This is a genomic window from Aromatoleum evansii (assembly GCF_012910805.1).
GTDB lineage: Bacteria > Pseudomonadota > Gammaproteobacteria > Burkholderiales > Rhodocyclaceae > Aromatoleum > Aromatoleum evansii.
Map to the genome: position 1 here is coordinate 79,110 of NZ_WTVK01000010.1, position 16,020 is coordinate 95,129.

Below are 16,020 nucleotides of genomic sequence, written 5' to 3' on the forward strand. Positions count from 1 at the left end.
TGCGACGGATTAGCACTGCTTAACCGTCAACGATGAGCTACCGGCTACCCGGCCTCGCCCTGCTGCGCACCTTCGAGGCCGCCGCGCGCCACCTCAGTTTCAAGCAGGCCGCAGCGGAGTTGTGCGTAACCCCCGCCGCCGTCAGCCAGCAGATCAAGGCGCTGGAGGACTGGCTGGGCGTGCCGCTGTTCCGGCGCATGACGCGCGCGCTGGCACTCACCGAACACGGCCGCGCGATGCTGCCCAAGGTGCGTGAAGGCTTCGACTGCTTCGCCGCCGCAGTCGAGAGCACGCGCCAGGCGGTCGCCGGACCGCTCACGGTGATCGCGCCGCCCTCCTTCGCCAGCCACTGGCTGGTGCCCCGCCTCGCCGGTTTCACCATCGCCCACCCGGAAGTCGCACTGCAGCTGTCGAGCACCGCCGGCACCGTAGACCGCCGCGGCCAGGCGGCGATCGTCGCGGCGCTCGCCGTCGACCCGCGCGACGACGAAAGCAGGGTCGCCATCCTGTACGGCACCGGCAGCTATCCCGGCCATGTCATCGAGCGGCTGTTCGCGCCGGACTACGTCCCGGTATGCGCGCCGGCGCTGCTCGCAGGCGACAGGCCGCTGCGCACGCCGGCCGACCTCGCGCACCACGTGCTGATCCACGACGACACACTGCGCGACGCCGGCCCCGGCATCGCCCGCTCCGGCTGGGCGCTTTGGCTGGACCGCGCCGGCGTCGCGGGCATCGATTCGGGCCGCGGCCCGCGCTTCGCGAACGCCGCCCTCGCGCTCGCCGCGGTGCTCGCCGGCCAGGGCGTCACCCTCGCGTCGCGCTCGCTGATCGAGTCGCGCGTCGCCGAAGGCAGCCTCGCGATCCCCTTCGACATACCGCTGCCCTCGCCCTTCGCCTATTATCTGGTCATGCACGAGGCGATCGCGCGGCGCCCCGCCGTGGCCGCCTTCCGCGCCTGGCTCACGGCCGAAGCCGCCGCGCAGGCCGTCTGACCCGGGAACACTGCCGCAATGAAAGCCATCCTCACCGGACACACCCAGGGACTCGGCGCCGCGATCGCCGAGGAGCTCCTCGCCCGCACGATCCCCGTTCTGGGCCTCGCACGGCATGCGAACGACGCCCTCGCCGAACGCTATCCCGACGACCTCTCGCAGGTGCAGATCGACCTCGCCGACACCGAGGTGGTCGCCGACTGGCTGGCCGGCGGAACGCTGCGCGCCTTCCTCGCCAACTGCTCGCAGGCGCTGCTGATCAACAACGCCGGCATGCTGCAGCCGGTGGGCCAGCTCGACACCCTGCCGCCGGAAGCGATCGCCCGCGCCATCGCACTGAACACCGCCACCCCGCTGATGCTCGCCAGCGCCTTCGCCGCCGCCAGCGGCGAGGTCGCCGACCGGCGCATCATGCACGTCTCCAGCGGCGCCGCGCGCAGCGCCTACGCCGGCTGGAGCGTGTATTGCGCCTCCAAGGCCGCCCTCGACCAGCACGCGCGCGCCGTCGCGATGGACGGCACGCCCGGCCTGCGCATCTGCAGCCTCGCCCCCGGCGTCGTCGATACCGCGATGCAGGCCGAAATCCGCGCCACCCCCGAGGACCGCTTCCCGGTGCGCGCGCGCTTCGAGGCCCTCAAGCGCGACGGCGCCCTCGCCCGCCCCGACGAATGCGCGTTCCGGCTGGTGAACTACCTGCTCGGCGACGAATTCGGCCAGGCCGCGACCGCCGACCTGCGCCAGCTCGCGCCCTGACCCCTTTTTCACTGCACAGGAAGACGCCATGCTGATGACCACCACGCCTACCGTCGAAGGCAAGACCATCCGCGCCTACCACGGCGTCGTCACCGGGGAAGCCATCATCGGCGCGAACTTCCTCAAGGACATGTTCGCTGCCGTGCGCGACTTCGTCGGCGGGCGCTCGGGCGCCTACGAGAAGACGCTGCGCTCCGCGCGCGACACCGCCTTCGAGGAAATGGCCGAAGCCGCGGAAAAGCTGGGCGCCAACGCCATCGTCGGCATCGACCTCGACTACGAGGTCCTTGGCGAGACCAACGGCATGCTCATGGTGGCGGTCAGCGGCACCGCGGTGACGCTCGGCTGAGGGATCGGCCGTAAGCTCACCGTGGGAGCGGCTTCAGCCGCGAATCGGCCTCAACGGGGCCGCGCGACTCGATTCGCGGCTGAAGCCGCTCCCACAAGGGGAAACAGCTCCGGCCACCCCTGCCCTCAGCGCTCGGCCAGCACCAGCCGCGCCGCCAGCCCCAGGAACACCAGCCCCGCCGACTTGTTCAGCACGCGCCGCGCGGTCGCCGAATTGCGCAGGCACTGCCCGATCGACGCCGCAAACAGCGCGATCGCGCCGAAGGTCAGCAGCGTCGCGACGATGAACACGAAGCCCAGCCACATCACCTGCAGCGCCACCGGCGCCGCGCCGGCCTCGACGAACTGCGGCAGGAAGGCGAGGAAGAACAGGATCACCTTGGGGTTGGTCAGGTTCATGACGATCCCGCGCACATACATGCGCCAGCCGTCCGGCGCCACCTCGGCCACGGCGGGATCGCCCCCGTCCGGCGCGCTGAGCACCTGCCACGCCAGCCACGCCAGATAGGCCGCACCGACGAACTTCAGCACCGTGAAAGCCGTCGCCGACGCCGCGAACACCGCTGCGAGGCCCACGGCCACCGCCGCGGTGTGCCCCAGCAGGCCCGTGCACAGCCCCAGCACGACCAGCATCCCGGCCCTGCGCCCGCGCAGCGCGGACTGCATCAGCACGAACAGGTTGTCCGGCCCCGGCGCCGCCCCGAGCAGCACCGACACGACGAAGAACGCGAGGGTGGTTTCGACCGAGGTCATGGCCGCTCCGTCCGCGCGGACGTCGGCCGGGAAGCGGATGCCCCCGCGCTCACAGCAGCCCGGCCACGATGCGCGGCGCGGTAGCCGCGAGATTCTCGGCGCTGCGCAGCTCGGGGAAGCGCTGCCGCGCCCGCCGCCCGTTCACGGCATAGTCGATGCCGAAGCAGTCCATGCCGAGCAGATGGGTTCCGGCCGGCACGCTGCCGGCGAGTTGCAGCAGCAGATCCGCCTCCGCCACCTCCGGCAGCAGCGGCAGCCCGGCCCAGCGCTCGTCCTCGATCCAGCCCATCTTCCCCGGGCCGCCGATGTAGCGGATGCGCTTCGGTTGCAGGCGGAAGAAGGCGAAATCGAGCTCGAGGTACTGCTTCGCATCCGGCTGGTAGCGCAGATAGCGCGCAACGAGCTCCGCCGACGGCTCGAAGCGCTCGACGTCGCCGATCACCGTCATGCGCACCCCGGCCTGGATGTTCCCGTTCTCGGCGCCGACCACCGACAGGCTGACGCGCCGGTCCGCGAGCAGGTTCTTCGTGTGCTCGGCGAGCAGGCTGACGCAGAACAGCGGGCATTGTCCCGCATCCACGACGCAGGGCACCGCCGTCGCATACGGGTAGCCCGCGAGCTGGGTCGAATGCGTCGCCAGCGTGGCATGCGCTGCCTCGTGCAGCAGGTGGATGGCGGGAGCAACGGTGATCTTCATGCCCGTCACTGTGTCGCCCCCGCCCGCCGGCGTCAATGAACTATTTCTGCCCCCGTCCGAATTTCGCCGCACCGCCGCTCACAAGGACTTCAGGAACTCCACCAGATCCGCCTTCTGTTCAGGCGTCAGCCCCAGCGCGAATTGCGTGTCGTAGTGATCCACCACGGCCCCCAGCGTCGGCGCACTACCGTCGTGGAAATACGGCGGATGCTGCCACAGCGCGCGCAGGGGCGTGCTGCGGTACTTCCCGGTTGCGCTGCGCTGCGCATAGCCTGGATCCATCCCCGTCTCCGCCGGGTCGTGCAGCAGCGGCGTGTCGGCGTCCGGCCCGTTGTGCACGTCCGTGTAGGTCGGCGCGATGTGGCACGTGCCGCAACGCGCCGCACCGTTGAAAAGCGCCTCCCCGCGCTGCGCCGCCACGACATCCACGCTGCCCTCGGGCGGCCGGGGTGCCGGCAGGCTCAACTGGTAGGCCAGCAGCGCGGGCAGCTTCGGCGTGACCAGATCCGGCGACTGCTCGATCGAAATGCCGAGCCGCGGGTCGGAGAAGTTGCCGTGCCCGCCCATCTGGGTCACGGCGACATAGTTGTTCCAGTACGAGATCGGACCGTCGCCGGTAAAGGTCTCGAAAGGCACGCCGGCGAGGCCATAGGCCGGCGGGATCACCAAGGGCCCGTTGATGCCGTCGATGCTGAAGCGCGGGTCGTAGCGACCGGGACCCCAGGAGTTGTAGACCGCCTTCACTTCGTCGGGCAGCGCGGGCGAGAGCGCAATGATCGCGCCCGGATTCAGGTCGAGATTCGGCCAGCCGTCGAGGCGCCTGCCCACCCCCGGAGCCACCGAGTTGTCGACGGTCGAGTGGCACAGCGCGCAGGTGATCCCCACCGAAGTCAGGCGCCGCCCCTTCACCTTACCCACCACGCCGACCACCGCATTGCGCCGCAGCAGCTCGACCGTCGTCTTCGGATCGTCGAGATCGTGCTTCGCGAGGAAATTCCGCGGCAAGGCCGTCGCATCCACCTTCAATCCGACCGCCAGCGCCGTGGCCGGGCTCACCGCCGCGGGGATCACCTCGTGCATGCGCAGCACGGTGGTCCATAGCTGCTGGTCGCCAAAGGTGTCGAAACGGAAGATGTACTGCCCCGTATGGCGGTTTCCGCCGGGCTGCGCGCCCCCGAGTGCCGGCGTCGCAGCAAGGGTGAAGGCCACGGCGGCGGCCAGCACGGACAGCGTGAAACCGGACGTCGCGATAACGCGGCCCCCGGTGTTTTTCCGGACTGCGGAAACCGGATCGTTGCGCTTGCTCATGATGCACTCCTCCTCGGCCGGGAGGAGCCATCGTCACGCGGGATGCGGCGCGCCCCTCCGCTTGCTGCCGATTGGATGAAGTGCGCGGGCGAAAGGTTACAGCGCGGCACCAATGTGCCGCAGCCGCCCGCCTAGCGCTTCACCTCCAGCAGCTCGACGGCGAAGTTCAGGGTGCTGTTGGGCGGGATCGTGCCCGGAATGCCGCGCTGTCCGTAGGCGGTCTGCGGCGGGCAGGAGATGCGCACCGCCTCGCCCGGCTTCATGCGCTGCAGCACCTCGGTCCAGCACGGAATGACGCCATTCACCGGAAACTCGGCCGGTTGCCCGCGGCTGTAGGAACTGTCGAACTCGCGACCGTTCGTGAGCGTGCCCTGGTAGTGGACGCGCACCACATCCGTCAGCGTCGGCGACGCGCCGGCGCCTTCGCGGTAGCGCTCCACAGTCACCCCGGACGGCAGGGTTTCCGTCGGACCGGCCGCGTGGGCGGCAATCGAGAAACAGGCAAGTACAAGTGCGGAAAACAGACGCATCACGTGGCTCCCATCCCGGCTGGCGATTCCAGCCGATCAAAGTGGAAAATTCGACACCGACGGCGGAGCTCCCGCTGTCGATGTCCCGGCAACTCTGGTCGAAAACGATGCTTTCGCCGCGACCGCGTCAGCGACTCAGCTCGCGAGCGATACACTTCTTCAACTGCCCCTTGGGCACGCGTTGAATCCTGCGCAGCAGCTCGACGGACACCTCACTCACCTGGTGCCGCTCACGCAGCTCCCCCTCCAGGCATAGCAACAGGCTGGCCGCCATTTCCGCATCGGCCAAGGCCCGGTGGTAGCGGCCTGCCACCGGCAGATTCGCATACTCGACCAGCGCCCCCAGCTTGTGGCTCGGCGCCAGCGGGAAGATCCGGCGCGACAGCAACAAGGAGCAGACGAACTCCTGCCGCCTGCTTCGCTCGATGCGTGCCAGCTCGGCATCCCAGAACTTGCTGTCGAAGGAAGCGTTGTGGGCCACCAAGGGACGGTCGCCGACAAAGTCCGACACGTCCTGCATGACCTGCGCCGCCGGCGGCGCACGCCGAACCATCTCGTTGGAGATTCCCGTCAGGGATTCGATGAAGGCCGGAATCCGGACACCTGTATTCATCAGGCTCTGGTAGCGATCGACGACCTTGCCCCCCTCCAGGATCACCGCCGCAACTTCCGTTGCACGGTCCCCCTGCGCTGGCGACAGCCCCGTCGTTTCAAAGTCGATGACTGCGACGACTTCCATCACCTCGCCCCTAAATCCGGCTTCCGAAGGCCGTGGCCCGGCACTTGTCGCACACCTCCCACGGGAGGCAATCACACACCCGCGGCAGCTCAACGTATTTGCTGCCGACCTGGACCGTGCCGGACGAGTCCTGATTCCTGCCCGAAGCCCCCTTCTGCGTTCGCACGTCGCCGGCAGAAGCATCGTGAGGCGTCGGCGACCATCTGGCAAACGGCGCCAGATCGTCCTTGCCCTCCACGTACCAGATCTTTCGCCCGGCATCCCACCGCGCACCAAGCTTCTTGGCCTGGTCCTTCTCCGCGAAGGGGACCTTCAGGTTCAGCCTCATGTTGCTCCGATGACGAGGGGTACGGGCAGGCATTATATGTTGCGTTACCGTGGACCAGCGCGTACTGGCAACGACCGGCACGGATCGGAGACACCAGCCTCCCGGATCTCGATCGGCCGGGGGATCGCCGATCAGGATTCAACCTGGGACAGAAGCGCGGCTCCCGGGTTGACTCGACCTCGAATCGCATCTATTCAGCCTGAAGGGGAGACCAATGCTTGTGGACATCGGCCCCGCTCGATGCGTGTGACTCGTCGCAAAGGCTGGGACGTGACCACGACAGGAAGGAGTGCGATCATGTTTCATACGCAATCACGCTCGACCGGATCGGCAGTCGTGCGAGCGGCGACCCTCGGCATGGCGCTACTGGCAACCGGCATATGGTCCGGTGCGACGCTCGCACAAACGCCGATCAGCGGCTTCAGTTCCAACCCGGACGGCGGCAATCCGAACGATCCGCTCGCGGTGACGCAGTGCAACGGCGCGCCGCAGTTCGGTGTCCTCTATCGCAATAGCGAGAGTGAGCCGCATCTCGCGGTCAACCCGCTCAATCCGGCGAACATGATTGCCGGGTGGCACCAGGACCGCTGGAGCTCAGGTGGCGCACAAAGCCTGGGGGCGGCGTACACGACCGACGGCGGCGTGTCATGGACCCGGGTGACAATCCCGTTCACGCGCTGCTCCGGCGCCGCGCAGCGCTCTGCGGGCGACTACGAGCGCGGCTCGGATCCGTGGATCAGCTTCGGCCCGACCGGCACGGCGCATTACATGGCGCTGGTGACCGACAGGTCGGTCAACGAGAACGCGATGGTCACCGCGCGCTCGACCGACGGCGGCAACACCTGGTCGGCACCGGTGGTGATCGCGCGCATGCCCGCACAGGATCCGGTCGCGCGTTCGCTGTTCCACGACAAGAACACCCTCACCGCCGATCCGTTCGACGAACGGCTCGTCTACGCGACCTGGACCTTGTTCCGCACCGGGATCACGTCGCTCGTGTTCGCACGCTCGACGGACGGCGGACTCACCTGGTCCAAACCCGCGCCGATCGCGACGATGGGCTCGGGCGTTGCGAGCTCCGACAAGACCATATTCCGTCAAGGCGCACAGATCGTCGTCCTGCCCGACGGAACCCTGGTGAACGCGTTCTTCCGCTTAAAATTCGACGACGCCACAGGGCGCGTGACCAACGAGCAGGCGATCCTGCGCTCGACCGATCGGGGCCGGCACTGGACACGCCTGGATACCCTGGTCGCGCCGTTCGAGAGCGCGTCAGCGGTCGATCCCGAACTCGGCATTCCGGTGCGCGACGCGGGCGGCTTGCCGAGCATCGCGGTCAACCCCGATAGCGGGCAGATCTACATCGCGTGGCAGGACCGCAATGCCAACAGCGCGGGGCTGGTGGGTGTCTTCGTCGCGACCTCCGACGACGGCGGCCTGACCTGGTCGGCGCCGGTGCGCGTCAACCAGGCGACGCCGGACGACGTCCAGGCATTCCTGCCGACCGTCTCAGTCAATGCCCAGGGGATCGTGGGGGTGCTCTTCTACGACTTCCGCAACGACGTGCCCGGCGACACCCGGTTGAGCACCGACGTGTTCCTGTCGCTGTTCACGCCGGAACTGAACTTCCTCGGCGACAGACGGCTAAGCGGGGGCTCATTTGACCTGCGTCAGATGGTGATCACCGGTCCACGCGGCTTCTTCCCCGGCGACTACGTCGGACTCGCCGGCAGCGACGGCGATTTCGTCGCGGCGTTCACAAGAAGCAACGACCTCGGCCTGCCAGTCGCCTTCCCCCAAGAGGAAAACGGCCTGTTCCTTGACAGCCACAACCGGCAGGACATCGTGTTCGTGCGCGAATCGCCGTAGGCGGTGAGCGCGGCCGAGATGCCGGCGCCGACCCGCGACAGCCGATCACCCGGCCCACTGACTCGGAAGTGAAAACGCCCGGACGAGCCGGGCGTTTTCATGAGGCAATCCAGTTTTCGACTTTAATGACGAGTTTTCGACTTTAATTGTCAGGAACAAACTTCAGGACCAACTGCCCCGCCTTACTCCACCGTCACCGACTTCGCCAGGTTCCGCGGCTTATCCACGTCAGTGCCCTTCACCAGCGCCGCGTGATACGACAGCAACTGCAGCGGCACGACGTGCAGCACCGGCGACAGCATGCCGTAGTGCTCGGGCATCTGCAGGATATGCACGCCTTCGCTTTGCGGGATCTCGCTGCCGGCGTCGGCGAACACGTAGAGCTCGCCGCCGCGCGCGCGCACTTCCTGCAGGTTCGACTTGAGCTTTTCCAGCAACTCGTCGGCGGGAGCAACCGCGATCACCGGCATGTCCTTGTCTACCAGTGCCAGCGGGCCGTGCTTCAGCTCGCCGGCGGCGTAGGCCTCGGCGTGGATGTAGGAGATCTCCTTGAGCTTCAGTGCGCCTTCCATCGCGATCGGCCAATGCTGGCCGCGACCGAGGAACAGCGCATGCTGCTTGCCGGCGAAGCGCTGCGCCCAGCGCTCGATCTCCGGCTCGAGATCGAGCACCTTCCGCACGGCGACCGGCAGGTGGCGCAGTGCCGTGAGGTAACGTGCCTCGTCTGCTTCCGGCAGGCGGCCGGCGAGCTTCGCGAGCGACAGGGTCAGCAGCGCCAGCGCCGCGAGCTGTGTCGTGAATGCCTTGGTCGAGGCGACGCCGATCTCCGGGCCTGCGCGCGTGATGAAGCGCAGCGCGGCCTCGCGCACGATGGCCGATTCGGGCACGTTGCAGATCGCCAGCGTGCGCGCCATGCCCTGCGCCTTGGCATGCTTGAGCGCGGCGAGCGTGTCGGCGGTCTCGCCGGACTGCGAGATCACGACCACCAGCGTGTCCGGATTCGCGACCGATTCGCGGTAACGATATTCGCTTGCGATCTCGACGCTGCACGGCAGCTTCGCGATCGCCTCGATCCAGTACCGCGCGACGAGACCGGCGTGGTAGCTCGTGCCGCACGCGAGCACCAGCACGCGCCCGACCCCGCCGAGGAGCTCGGGCGCGTGGGTGCCGAAGAGCTGCGGCGTCACCGAGCCGCCGCCGGCGATGATTTCGAGCGTGTTTGCCAGCGCCTGCGGCTGCTCGAAGATCTCCTTCTGCATGTAGTGACGGTACTGGCCCAGTTCGACCGCGTCGGCGGACAGGCTGGACACATGCGTCGCGCGCTCGACCGGCGTGCCGTCGGGGCGGGCGATGCGGTAGCCGTCGAGACGCAGTTCGGCGATGTCGCCATCCTCGAGGTAGATCACCTTGCGCGTGACCTGCAGCAGCGCCGCGGTATCGGAGGCCGCGTACATGCCGTCCTCGCCCACGCCCAGCAGCAGCGGCGCACCGTGGCGCGACACGATCGCGCGCGAGCGGTCGCTCTCGCTGATCACGCCGATCGCGTAGGCGCCGACGAGCTCGCCCGTCGCCAGCCGCACCGCCTCGAAGAGGTCCGGCTGCACCGCGAGCTTGCTGTGGATCAGGTGGGCGATCGCCTCGGTGTCGGTCTCCGAGACGAATTCGTAGCCCTCGGCCGTGAGGCGCTGCTTGATGGCTTCGAAGTTCTCGATGATGCCGTTATGCACGACGGCGAGCCCCGCCGACACGTGCGGGTGCGCATTGCGCTCGGACGGCACGCCGTGTGTCGCCCAGCGCGTGTGCGCGATGCCGATGCCGGCATCGAGTTTCTGCTCGTCGGCACGCGCGGCCAGCTCGGCGACGCGGCCGGCCGCGCGCACGCGCTGCAGACCGCCGTTGAGCACGGCCAGGCCGGCGGAGTCGTAGCCGCGGTATTCGAGCTTGCGCAGGCCTTCGAGGAGGACGGGGACGACGTTCTTCGTCGCGATGGCAGTGACGATGCCGCACATGATGGTTTCTCCGGCTTACTTCTGCTTCACCGGCCGCTTCCAGCCGGCGATGGTGATCTGCTTGGCCCGCGACACGGTGAGCTGCTCCGCCGGGGCGTCCTTGGTCAGCGTCGTGCCCGCGCCGAGCGTCGCGCCGCGGCCGACGCGCACCGGCGCGACGAGCTGGGTGTCGGAGCCGATGAACACGTCGTCCTCGATGATGGTGCGGAACTTGTTGGCGCCGTCGTAATTGCAGGTGATCGTGCCCGCACCGATGTTCACGCGCTGGCCGACGTCCGCATCGCCGACGTAGGCTAGGTGGTTGGCCTTCGAATGGTCGGCGATCGCGCTGTTCTTGACCTCGACGAAGTTGCCCAGATGCACGTCGTCGCCCAGCGTCGTGCCGGGGCGCGTGCGCGCGTACGGGCCGATCACGCATTCGCGCCCGGTGACCGTGTCCTCGATATGCGAGAACGGGGCGATCCGGGTGCCCGCGCCGATGCGCGCGTTGCGGATCACGCAGTTCGCGCCGATGCGCACGTCGTCGCCCAGCTCCACACGCCCCTCGAACACGCAGCCGACGTCGATCTCGACGTCACGGCCGCATTCGAGCTCGCCGCGCACGTCGATGCGTGCCGGGTCGAGCACCGTCACGCCCGCGTCCATCAGCGTCTGGGCGATGTTGCGCTGGTGGATGCGCTCCAGTTCGGCGAGCTGGGGCTTGCTGTTCACGCCCAGCGTTTCCCACACCGCATCCGGCTGCACCGTGACGATCTCCACGCCCTCGGCGACCGCCAGGCCGATGATGTCGGTCAGATAGTACTCGCCCTGCGCGTTGTCGTTGCCGATGCGCCCGAGCCAGTCGCGCAGGCGTGAGACCGGCGCGACGAGGATGCCGGTATTGACCTCGCGCACGCGGCGCTGCTCGGCGCTGGCGTCCTTCTCTTCGACGATGCGCGTGACCTTGCCGCCGGCATCGCGCAGGATGCGTCCGTAGCCGGTGGGGTTGTCGAGCTCCACGGTCAGCAGTGCGAGCTTGCCGCTGCCGGCCGCCGCCTGCAGGCGACGCAGCGTCGGCGCCCCGATCAGCGGCACGTCGCCATACAGCACCAGCGCCATCTCGCCGTCGGTGAGTTCCGGCAGCGCCTGCTGCACCGCGTGTCCCGTGCCGAGCTGCGGCTCCTGCCGCGCCCAGCGCAGCGCCGCGTCCTGCAGACGCTCGCGCACGACCTCGCCGCCATGGCCATACACGACGCAGATGCGCGACGCATCCAGCGCGCGGGCGGCCCCGATCACATGCGCCAGCATCGGCCGTCCGGCGATCGGCTGCAGCACCTTGGGCAATACCGAACGCATGCGCTTGCCCTGCCCGGCCGCGAGAATCACTACTTCCATGAAAGCCTCGTCCCTGTTCGAACAGGGCGCGATTTTAGCATGCCGCCCGAGCCGCCCCCGTGCCGCACCCGGCACTGTCGCACGGATGGGACAGGGATGCGGCAGCGCAAACATGTTTTTACAGCGATGCGGGCAAATCTCTGATAACGCGCCTAAAATGCAGTTTTTGCATCGCAACGGAAATACACCGACCATGGATCGCAACGTCACCGACTTCATCCAGAACCGCACCTTCGACGAGATCCAGGTGGGCGACCGCGCCCAGCTCGTCCGCACCCTGCGGCCGGACGACATCCACCTCTTCGCCGTCATGTCCGGCGACGTGAATCCGACCCACGTCGATCCCGAATTCGCGCGCTCCAGCCAGTTCCGCGAGGTCGTCGGCCACAGCATGTGGGGCAGCACGCTGATCTCCACCATCCTCGGCACCGAATTCCCCGGCCCCGGCACCGTCTATGTCTCCCAGGGGCTCAATTTCCACCGCCCGATCACCATCGGCGACACGCTCACGATCACCGTCACCTGCCGCGAGAAGTTCGAGCACAACCATCACATGGTGTTCGACTGCCTTGCGCTCAACCAGGACGGCCTGAAAGTCATCGACGGCGTCGCCGAGGTGCAGGCGCCCACCGAGAAGATCAAGCGCGCACGCGTCCACCTGCCCGAGGTCACGATCTCCGACCGCGAACTGCGCTACGGCCACCTGCTTTCCATCACGGCGGGCATGGCCCCGATCCCGATCGCCGTCGCCCACCCCTGCGACGCCGAGTCGCTGCGCGGCCCGATCCAGGCCGCACAAGCGGGCCTCGTCATTCCGGTGCTGGTCGGCCCCGAAATGAAGATCCGCGCGATCGCCGAGCAGGAAGGCATCGACCTGCACGGCGCGCGCATCATCGACGTCGCCCATAGCCACGAGGCCGCCGAAACGGCCGTGACGCTCGCCCGCGAAGGGCAGGTCGAGGCGCTGATGAAGGGCTCGCTGCACACCGACGAACTGATGGGCGCGGTGGTGTCGAAGGCAGGCGGACTGCGCACCGCGCGCCGCATCAGCCACGTCTTCCTCGCCGACGTGCCGACCTATCCGCACCCGCTACTGATCACCGACGCTGCGATCAACATCGAGCCCACCCTCGAGGACAAGGTCGACATCATCCAGAACGCGATCGACCTCGCCCACGTCATGGGCCTGCCCGAACCCAAGGTCGCGATCCTGTCGGCGGTCGAGACGGTCACCTCGAAGATCCGCTCCACCATCGACGCCGCCGCGCTGTGCAAGATGGCCGACCGCGGCCAGATCAAGGGCGGCCTGCTCGACGGCCCGCTCGCCTTCGACAACGCCGTCTCGCTCGTCGCCGCCAAGACCAAGGGCATCCGCTCGCTGGTCGCCGGCAACGCCGACATCCTGGTCGTGCCCGACCTCGAGTCCGGCAACATGGTCGCCAAGCAGCTCGAGTACCTCGCCAACGCGCTGATGGCCGGCGTCGTGCTCGGAGCACGCGTGCCCATCGTGCTCACGAGCCGCGCCGACACCGCCGAGACGCGCGCCGCCTCGTGCGCCATCGTGCAGCTCATGGCGCACAAGAAGCGCGAGGCGCGGCTCGCATGAAGGCTGTACTCGTCATCAACGCCGGATCGAGCAGCCTGAAGTTCGCGCTCTTCGCGGTCGAACCGGAACTTGCCCGCAGTCCCGCCCTGTCGGGGCAGATCGAAGGCATCGGCGCCACGCCGGTGCTGTCGGCGAAGGACGCGGCGGACAACCGGTATCACGAGCCGGTGCTGACCGGCGGGAGCCAGAGCGAACAGCACAAGGATGCGCTCAACCACCTGTTCCGCTGGCTCACCGCGCACAACCCCGCGCTCGACATCGTCGCGGCAGGACACCGCATCGTGCACGGCGGCGAGCTGTACAGCGCGCCGGTGCGGCTCAACGAATCGGTGCTGCGCGACCTCGAAGGCTTCATTCCGCTCGCCCCGCTGCACCAGCCGCACAACCTGCGCGCGGTGCGCGCCGTGGCGACGCTGATCCCCGAGATTCCCCAGGTCGGCTGCTTCGACACCGCCTTCCATCGCACCCAGCCGCCGCTGGCCCAGGCCTTCGCGCTGCCGCGCGCGATCAGCGCGGAAGGCGTCAAGCGCTACGGCTTTCACGGCCTGTCCTACGACTACGTGGCGCGTCAGCTCCCCGACGTGATCGGCGAGCGCGCGAACGGCGCGGTACTGATCGCCCACCTGGGCAACGGCGCGTCGATGTGCGCGCTGCGCGAGGGCAAGAGCGTCGCCTCCACGATGGGCTTCACCGCGGTGGAAGGCCTGATGATGGGCACCCGCACCGGCAGCCTCGACCCTGGCGTCATGCTCTACCTGATGGAGCAGAAGGGCATGAACGCCAAGGCCCTGACCAACCTCCTGTACAAGGAGTCCGGCCTGCTCGGCGTCTCCGGCATCAGCCAGGACATGCGCACGCTGCTCGCATCGGACGCGCGCGAGGCACGCGAAGCGGTCGATCTCTTCTGCTACCGCATCGCCCGTGAAATCGGCTCGCTCGCGGCGGCGGCCGGCGGGCTCGATGCACTCGTGTTCACCGGAGGCATCGGCGAGCACGCCGCGCCGGTCCGCGCGCAGGTCGCCAGACTCTCCGCATGGCTGGGCATCGCGATCGATGCGGAAGCGAATGACGCGCACGCACTGCGCATCGACGCCCCGGAGAGCCGCGTCGCGGTCGCCGTCGTGCCGACCAACGAGGAAGGCATGATCGCCCGCTACACGCTGGAACGGCTGGCGCACTGAGCGCCGGCAGACGGTGACAAAAAGGGCGACCCGCGGGTCGCCCTTTTAATTTCGTCCGCCGAAAACGGCTCAGCGCGGCAGGACCGTCTCGCCCATGAGGAACTGATCGACCTCACGCGCGCACTGACGACCTTCCCGGATCGCCCACACGACGAGCGACTGGCCGCGGCGCACGTCGCCGGCAGCAAACACCTTCGGCGCGCTGGTCGCGTAGCAGCCGGCACCGTCGGTCGTCGCCTTGGCGTTGCCGCGCGCATCCTTCTCCACGCCGAAGGATTCGAGCAGCTTGCCCAGCGGATTCGTGAAGCCCATCGCGAAGAACACCAGGTCGGCCTTCACCTCGAATTCCGAACCCGCAATCTCCGACATGCGGCCGTCCTTCCACTCGAGCCGGACCGCCTTCAGGCCGGTGACCTTGCCGTCCTTGCCGAAGAACTCCTTGGTCGCGACGGCGAAGTCGCGTTCGCAACCTTCCTCGTGCGACGAGGAGGTGCGCATCTTGATCGGCCAGTACGGCCAAGTCAGCGCCTTGTTCTCCTGCTCCGGCGGCATCGGCATCAGCTCGAACTGGGTCACGCTGGCCGCACCGTGGCGGTTGGACGTGCCGACGCAGTCGGAACCGGTATCGCCGCCGCCGATCACGACGACGTGCTTGCCTTCGGCCGAGATCGGGTTCGGGCCGTCACCGGCCACCGCCTTGTTCTGCGGAATCAGGAACTCCAGCGCGAAATGCACGCCGCCCAGCTCGCGCCCCGGCACCGGCAGGTCGCGCGGCACTTCGGAACCCGCCGCGAGGATCACCGCGTCGAACTCCTTCTGCAGCGCCTCGGCGCTGACGAATTCCTTCGCGTCGTTGGCAATGCCGGGCGCAGCAGTGTCGGACCCGACGATCACGCCGGTGCGGAAGCGCACGCCCTCGGCCTCCATCTGCGCCATGCGGCGGTCGATCAGGCCCTTCTCCATCTTGAAGTCGGGGATGCCGTAACGCAGCAGGCCGCCGATGCGCGTGTTCTTCTCGAAAACCGTCACGTCGTGGCCGACGCGCGCCAGCTGCTGCGCGGCAGCGAGGCCCGCGGGGCCGGAACCGACGACGGCGACCTTCTTGCCGGTCTTTGCGGCAGCCGGACGCGGCTGCACCCAGCCCTCTTCCCACGCCTTGTCGATGATCGCGTGCTCGATCGACTTGATTCCGACCGCGTCGGAGTTGATGTTCAGCGTGCACGCCGCCTCGCACGGCGCAGGGCAGATGCGGCCGGTGAACTCAGGGAAGTTGTTGGTCGAATGCAGAACCTCGATCGCCTCCTTCCACTGGTTGCGATACACGAGATCATTCCAGTCCGGAATGATGTTGTTGACCGGACAGCCGTTGTTGCAGAAGGGGATGCCGCAATCCATGCAGCGCGCCCCCTGCACCGCAGCCTGCTCGTCGCTCAGACGCAGCACGAACTCCTTGTACTTCTTCAGGCGCTCCGCAACCGGCTCGTAGGCCTCCGACAGACGCTGATACTCCAGAAATCCTGTGGGCTTGCCCAT

Annotated in this window: 15 protein-coding genes; 6 read left to right on the top strand and 9 right to left on the bottom strand. The window is 68.0% G+C overall.

Annotated features, from left to right (window positions below; all coding sequences use genetic code 11):
- Positions 1–32 precede the first annotated feature (32 nt).
- From gcvA to GO615_RS06975, 3 genes are read left to right on the top strand one after another with little or no spacing between them, the layout of a single operon-like run.
- Positions 33–992: a transcriptional regulator GcvA gene (gene gcvA / locus GO615_RS06965; protein WP_169126343.1), complete on the top strand. Its 960-nt coding sequence runs from the start codon at positions 33–35 to the stop codon at positions 990–992.
- Between the two features lie 18 nt (positions 993–1,010).
- Entirely contained in the window at positions 1,011–1,745 is a 735-nt protein-coding gene (locus GO615_RS06970; protein WP_169126344.1) for an SDR family oxidoreductase, read from the top strand.
- A gap of 28 nt (positions 1,746–1,773) precedes the next feature.
- On the top strand, positions 1,774–2,094 hold the full coding sequence (locus tag GO615_RS06975; RefSeq protein WP_169126345.1) for a heavy metal-binding domain-containing protein: 321 nt from the start codon (positions 1,774–1,776) through the stop codon (positions 2,092–2,094).
- Between the two features lie 125 nt (positions 2,095–2,219).
- On the opposite strand, the gene GO615_RS06980 is transcribed toward GO615_RS06975, so the two are convergent.
- From GO615_RS06980 to GO615_RS07005, 6 genes are all read right to left on the bottom strand, one after another.
- Positions 2,220–2,846, bottom strand: coding sequence for a LysE family translocator (locus GO615_RS06980; RefSeq protein ID WP_169126346.1), 627 nt, complete (start codon positions 2,844–2,846; stop codon positions 2,220–2,222).
- Between the two features lie 49 nt (positions 2,847–2,895).
- The gene (locus GO615_RS06985) at positions 2,896–3,543 is read right to left on the bottom strand and encodes a HugZ family pyridoxamine 5'-phosphate oxidase (protein ID WP_169126347.1); all 648 of its coding nucleotides are present in this window, start codon (positions 3,541–3,543) and stop codon (positions 2,896–2,898) included.
- A 78-nt stretch (positions 3,544–3,621) separates the two neighbouring features.
- Positions 3,622–4,851 (bottom strand): hypothetical protein, encoded by a 1,230-nt coding sequence (locus GO615_RS06990; RefSeq protein ID WP_169126348.1) that lies wholly within the window; start codon positions 4,849–4,851, stop codon positions 3,622–3,624.
- Positions 4,852–4,982: 131 nt separating this feature from the next.
- Positions 4,983–5,381, bottom strand: a complete 399-nt coding sequence (locus GO615_RS06995; protein ID WP_169126349.1) for an FKBP-type peptidyl-prolyl cis-trans isomerase — start codon at positions 5,379–5,381, stop codon at positions 4,983–4,985.
- Between the two features lie 127 nt (positions 5,382–5,508).
- On the bottom strand, positions 5,509–6,120 hold the full coding sequence (locus GO615_RS07000; protein WP_169126350.1) for a 3'-5' exonuclease: 612 nt from the start codon (positions 6,118–6,120) through the stop codon (positions 5,509–5,511).
- Positions 6,121–6,130: 10 nt separating this feature from the next.
- On the bottom strand, positions 6,131–6,448 hold the full coding sequence (locus GO615_RS07005) for a DUF5710 domain-containing protein (protein ID WP_169126351.1): 318 nt from the start codon (positions 6,446–6,448) through the stop codon (positions 6,131–6,133).
- Between the two features lie 297 nt (positions 6,449–6,745).
- Here GO615_RS07005 and GO615_RS07010 point away from each other — a divergent pair, with 297 nt between their 5' ends.
- Complete coding sequence (locus GO615_RS07010; RefSeq protein ID WP_169126352.1) at positions 6,746–8,317, top strand: sialidase family protein; 1,572 nt, start codon at positions 6,746–6,748, stop codon at positions 8,315–8,317.
- A 182-nt stretch (positions 8,318–8,499) separates the two neighbouring features.
- On the opposite strand, the gene glmS is transcribed toward GO615_RS07010, so the two are convergent.
- The gene (gene glmS, locus GO615_RS07015; protein ID WP_169126354.1) at positions 8,500–10,326 is read right to left on the bottom strand and encodes a glutamine--fructose-6-phosphate transaminase (isomerizing); all 1,827 of its coding nucleotides are present in this window, start codon (positions 10,324–10,326) and stop codon (positions 8,500–8,502) included.
- 15 nt (positions 10,327–10,341) lie between these two features.
- Positions 10,342–11,700: a bifunctional UDP-N-acetylglucosamine diphosphorylase/glucosamine-1-phosphate N-acetyltransferase GlmU gene (gene glmU / locus GO615_RS07020; protein WP_169126356.1), complete on the bottom strand. Its 1,359-nt coding sequence runs from the start codon at positions 11,698–11,700 to the stop codon at positions 10,342–10,344.
- A gap of 193 nt (positions 11,701–11,893) precedes the next feature.
- Between glmU and GO615_RS07025 the strand changes: the two genes are divergently transcribed.
- On the top strand, positions 11,894–13,306 hold the full coding sequence (locus GO615_RS07025; protein ID WP_169126358.1) for a bifunctional enoyl-CoA hydratase/phosphate acetyltransferase: 1,413 nt from the start codon (positions 11,894–11,896) through the stop codon (positions 13,304–13,306).
- On the top strand, positions 13,303–14,487 hold the full coding sequence (locus GO615_RS07030) for an acetate/propionate family kinase (protein ID WP_169126360.1): 1,185 nt from the start codon (positions 13,303–13,305) through the stop codon (positions 14,485–14,487). The genes GO615_RS07025 and GO615_RS07030 overlap by 4 nt, the downstream gene beginning before the upstream one ends.
- Positions 14,488–14,556: 69 nt before the next feature.
- Here the strand turns inward: GO615_RS07030 and GO615_RS07035 are convergent, their stop codons facing one another.
- Positions 14,557–16,020 (bottom strand): glutamate synthase subunit beta, encoded by a 1,464-nt coding sequence (locus tag GO615_RS07035; protein ID WP_169126362.1) that lies wholly within the window; start codon positions 16,018–16,020, stop codon positions 14,557–14,559.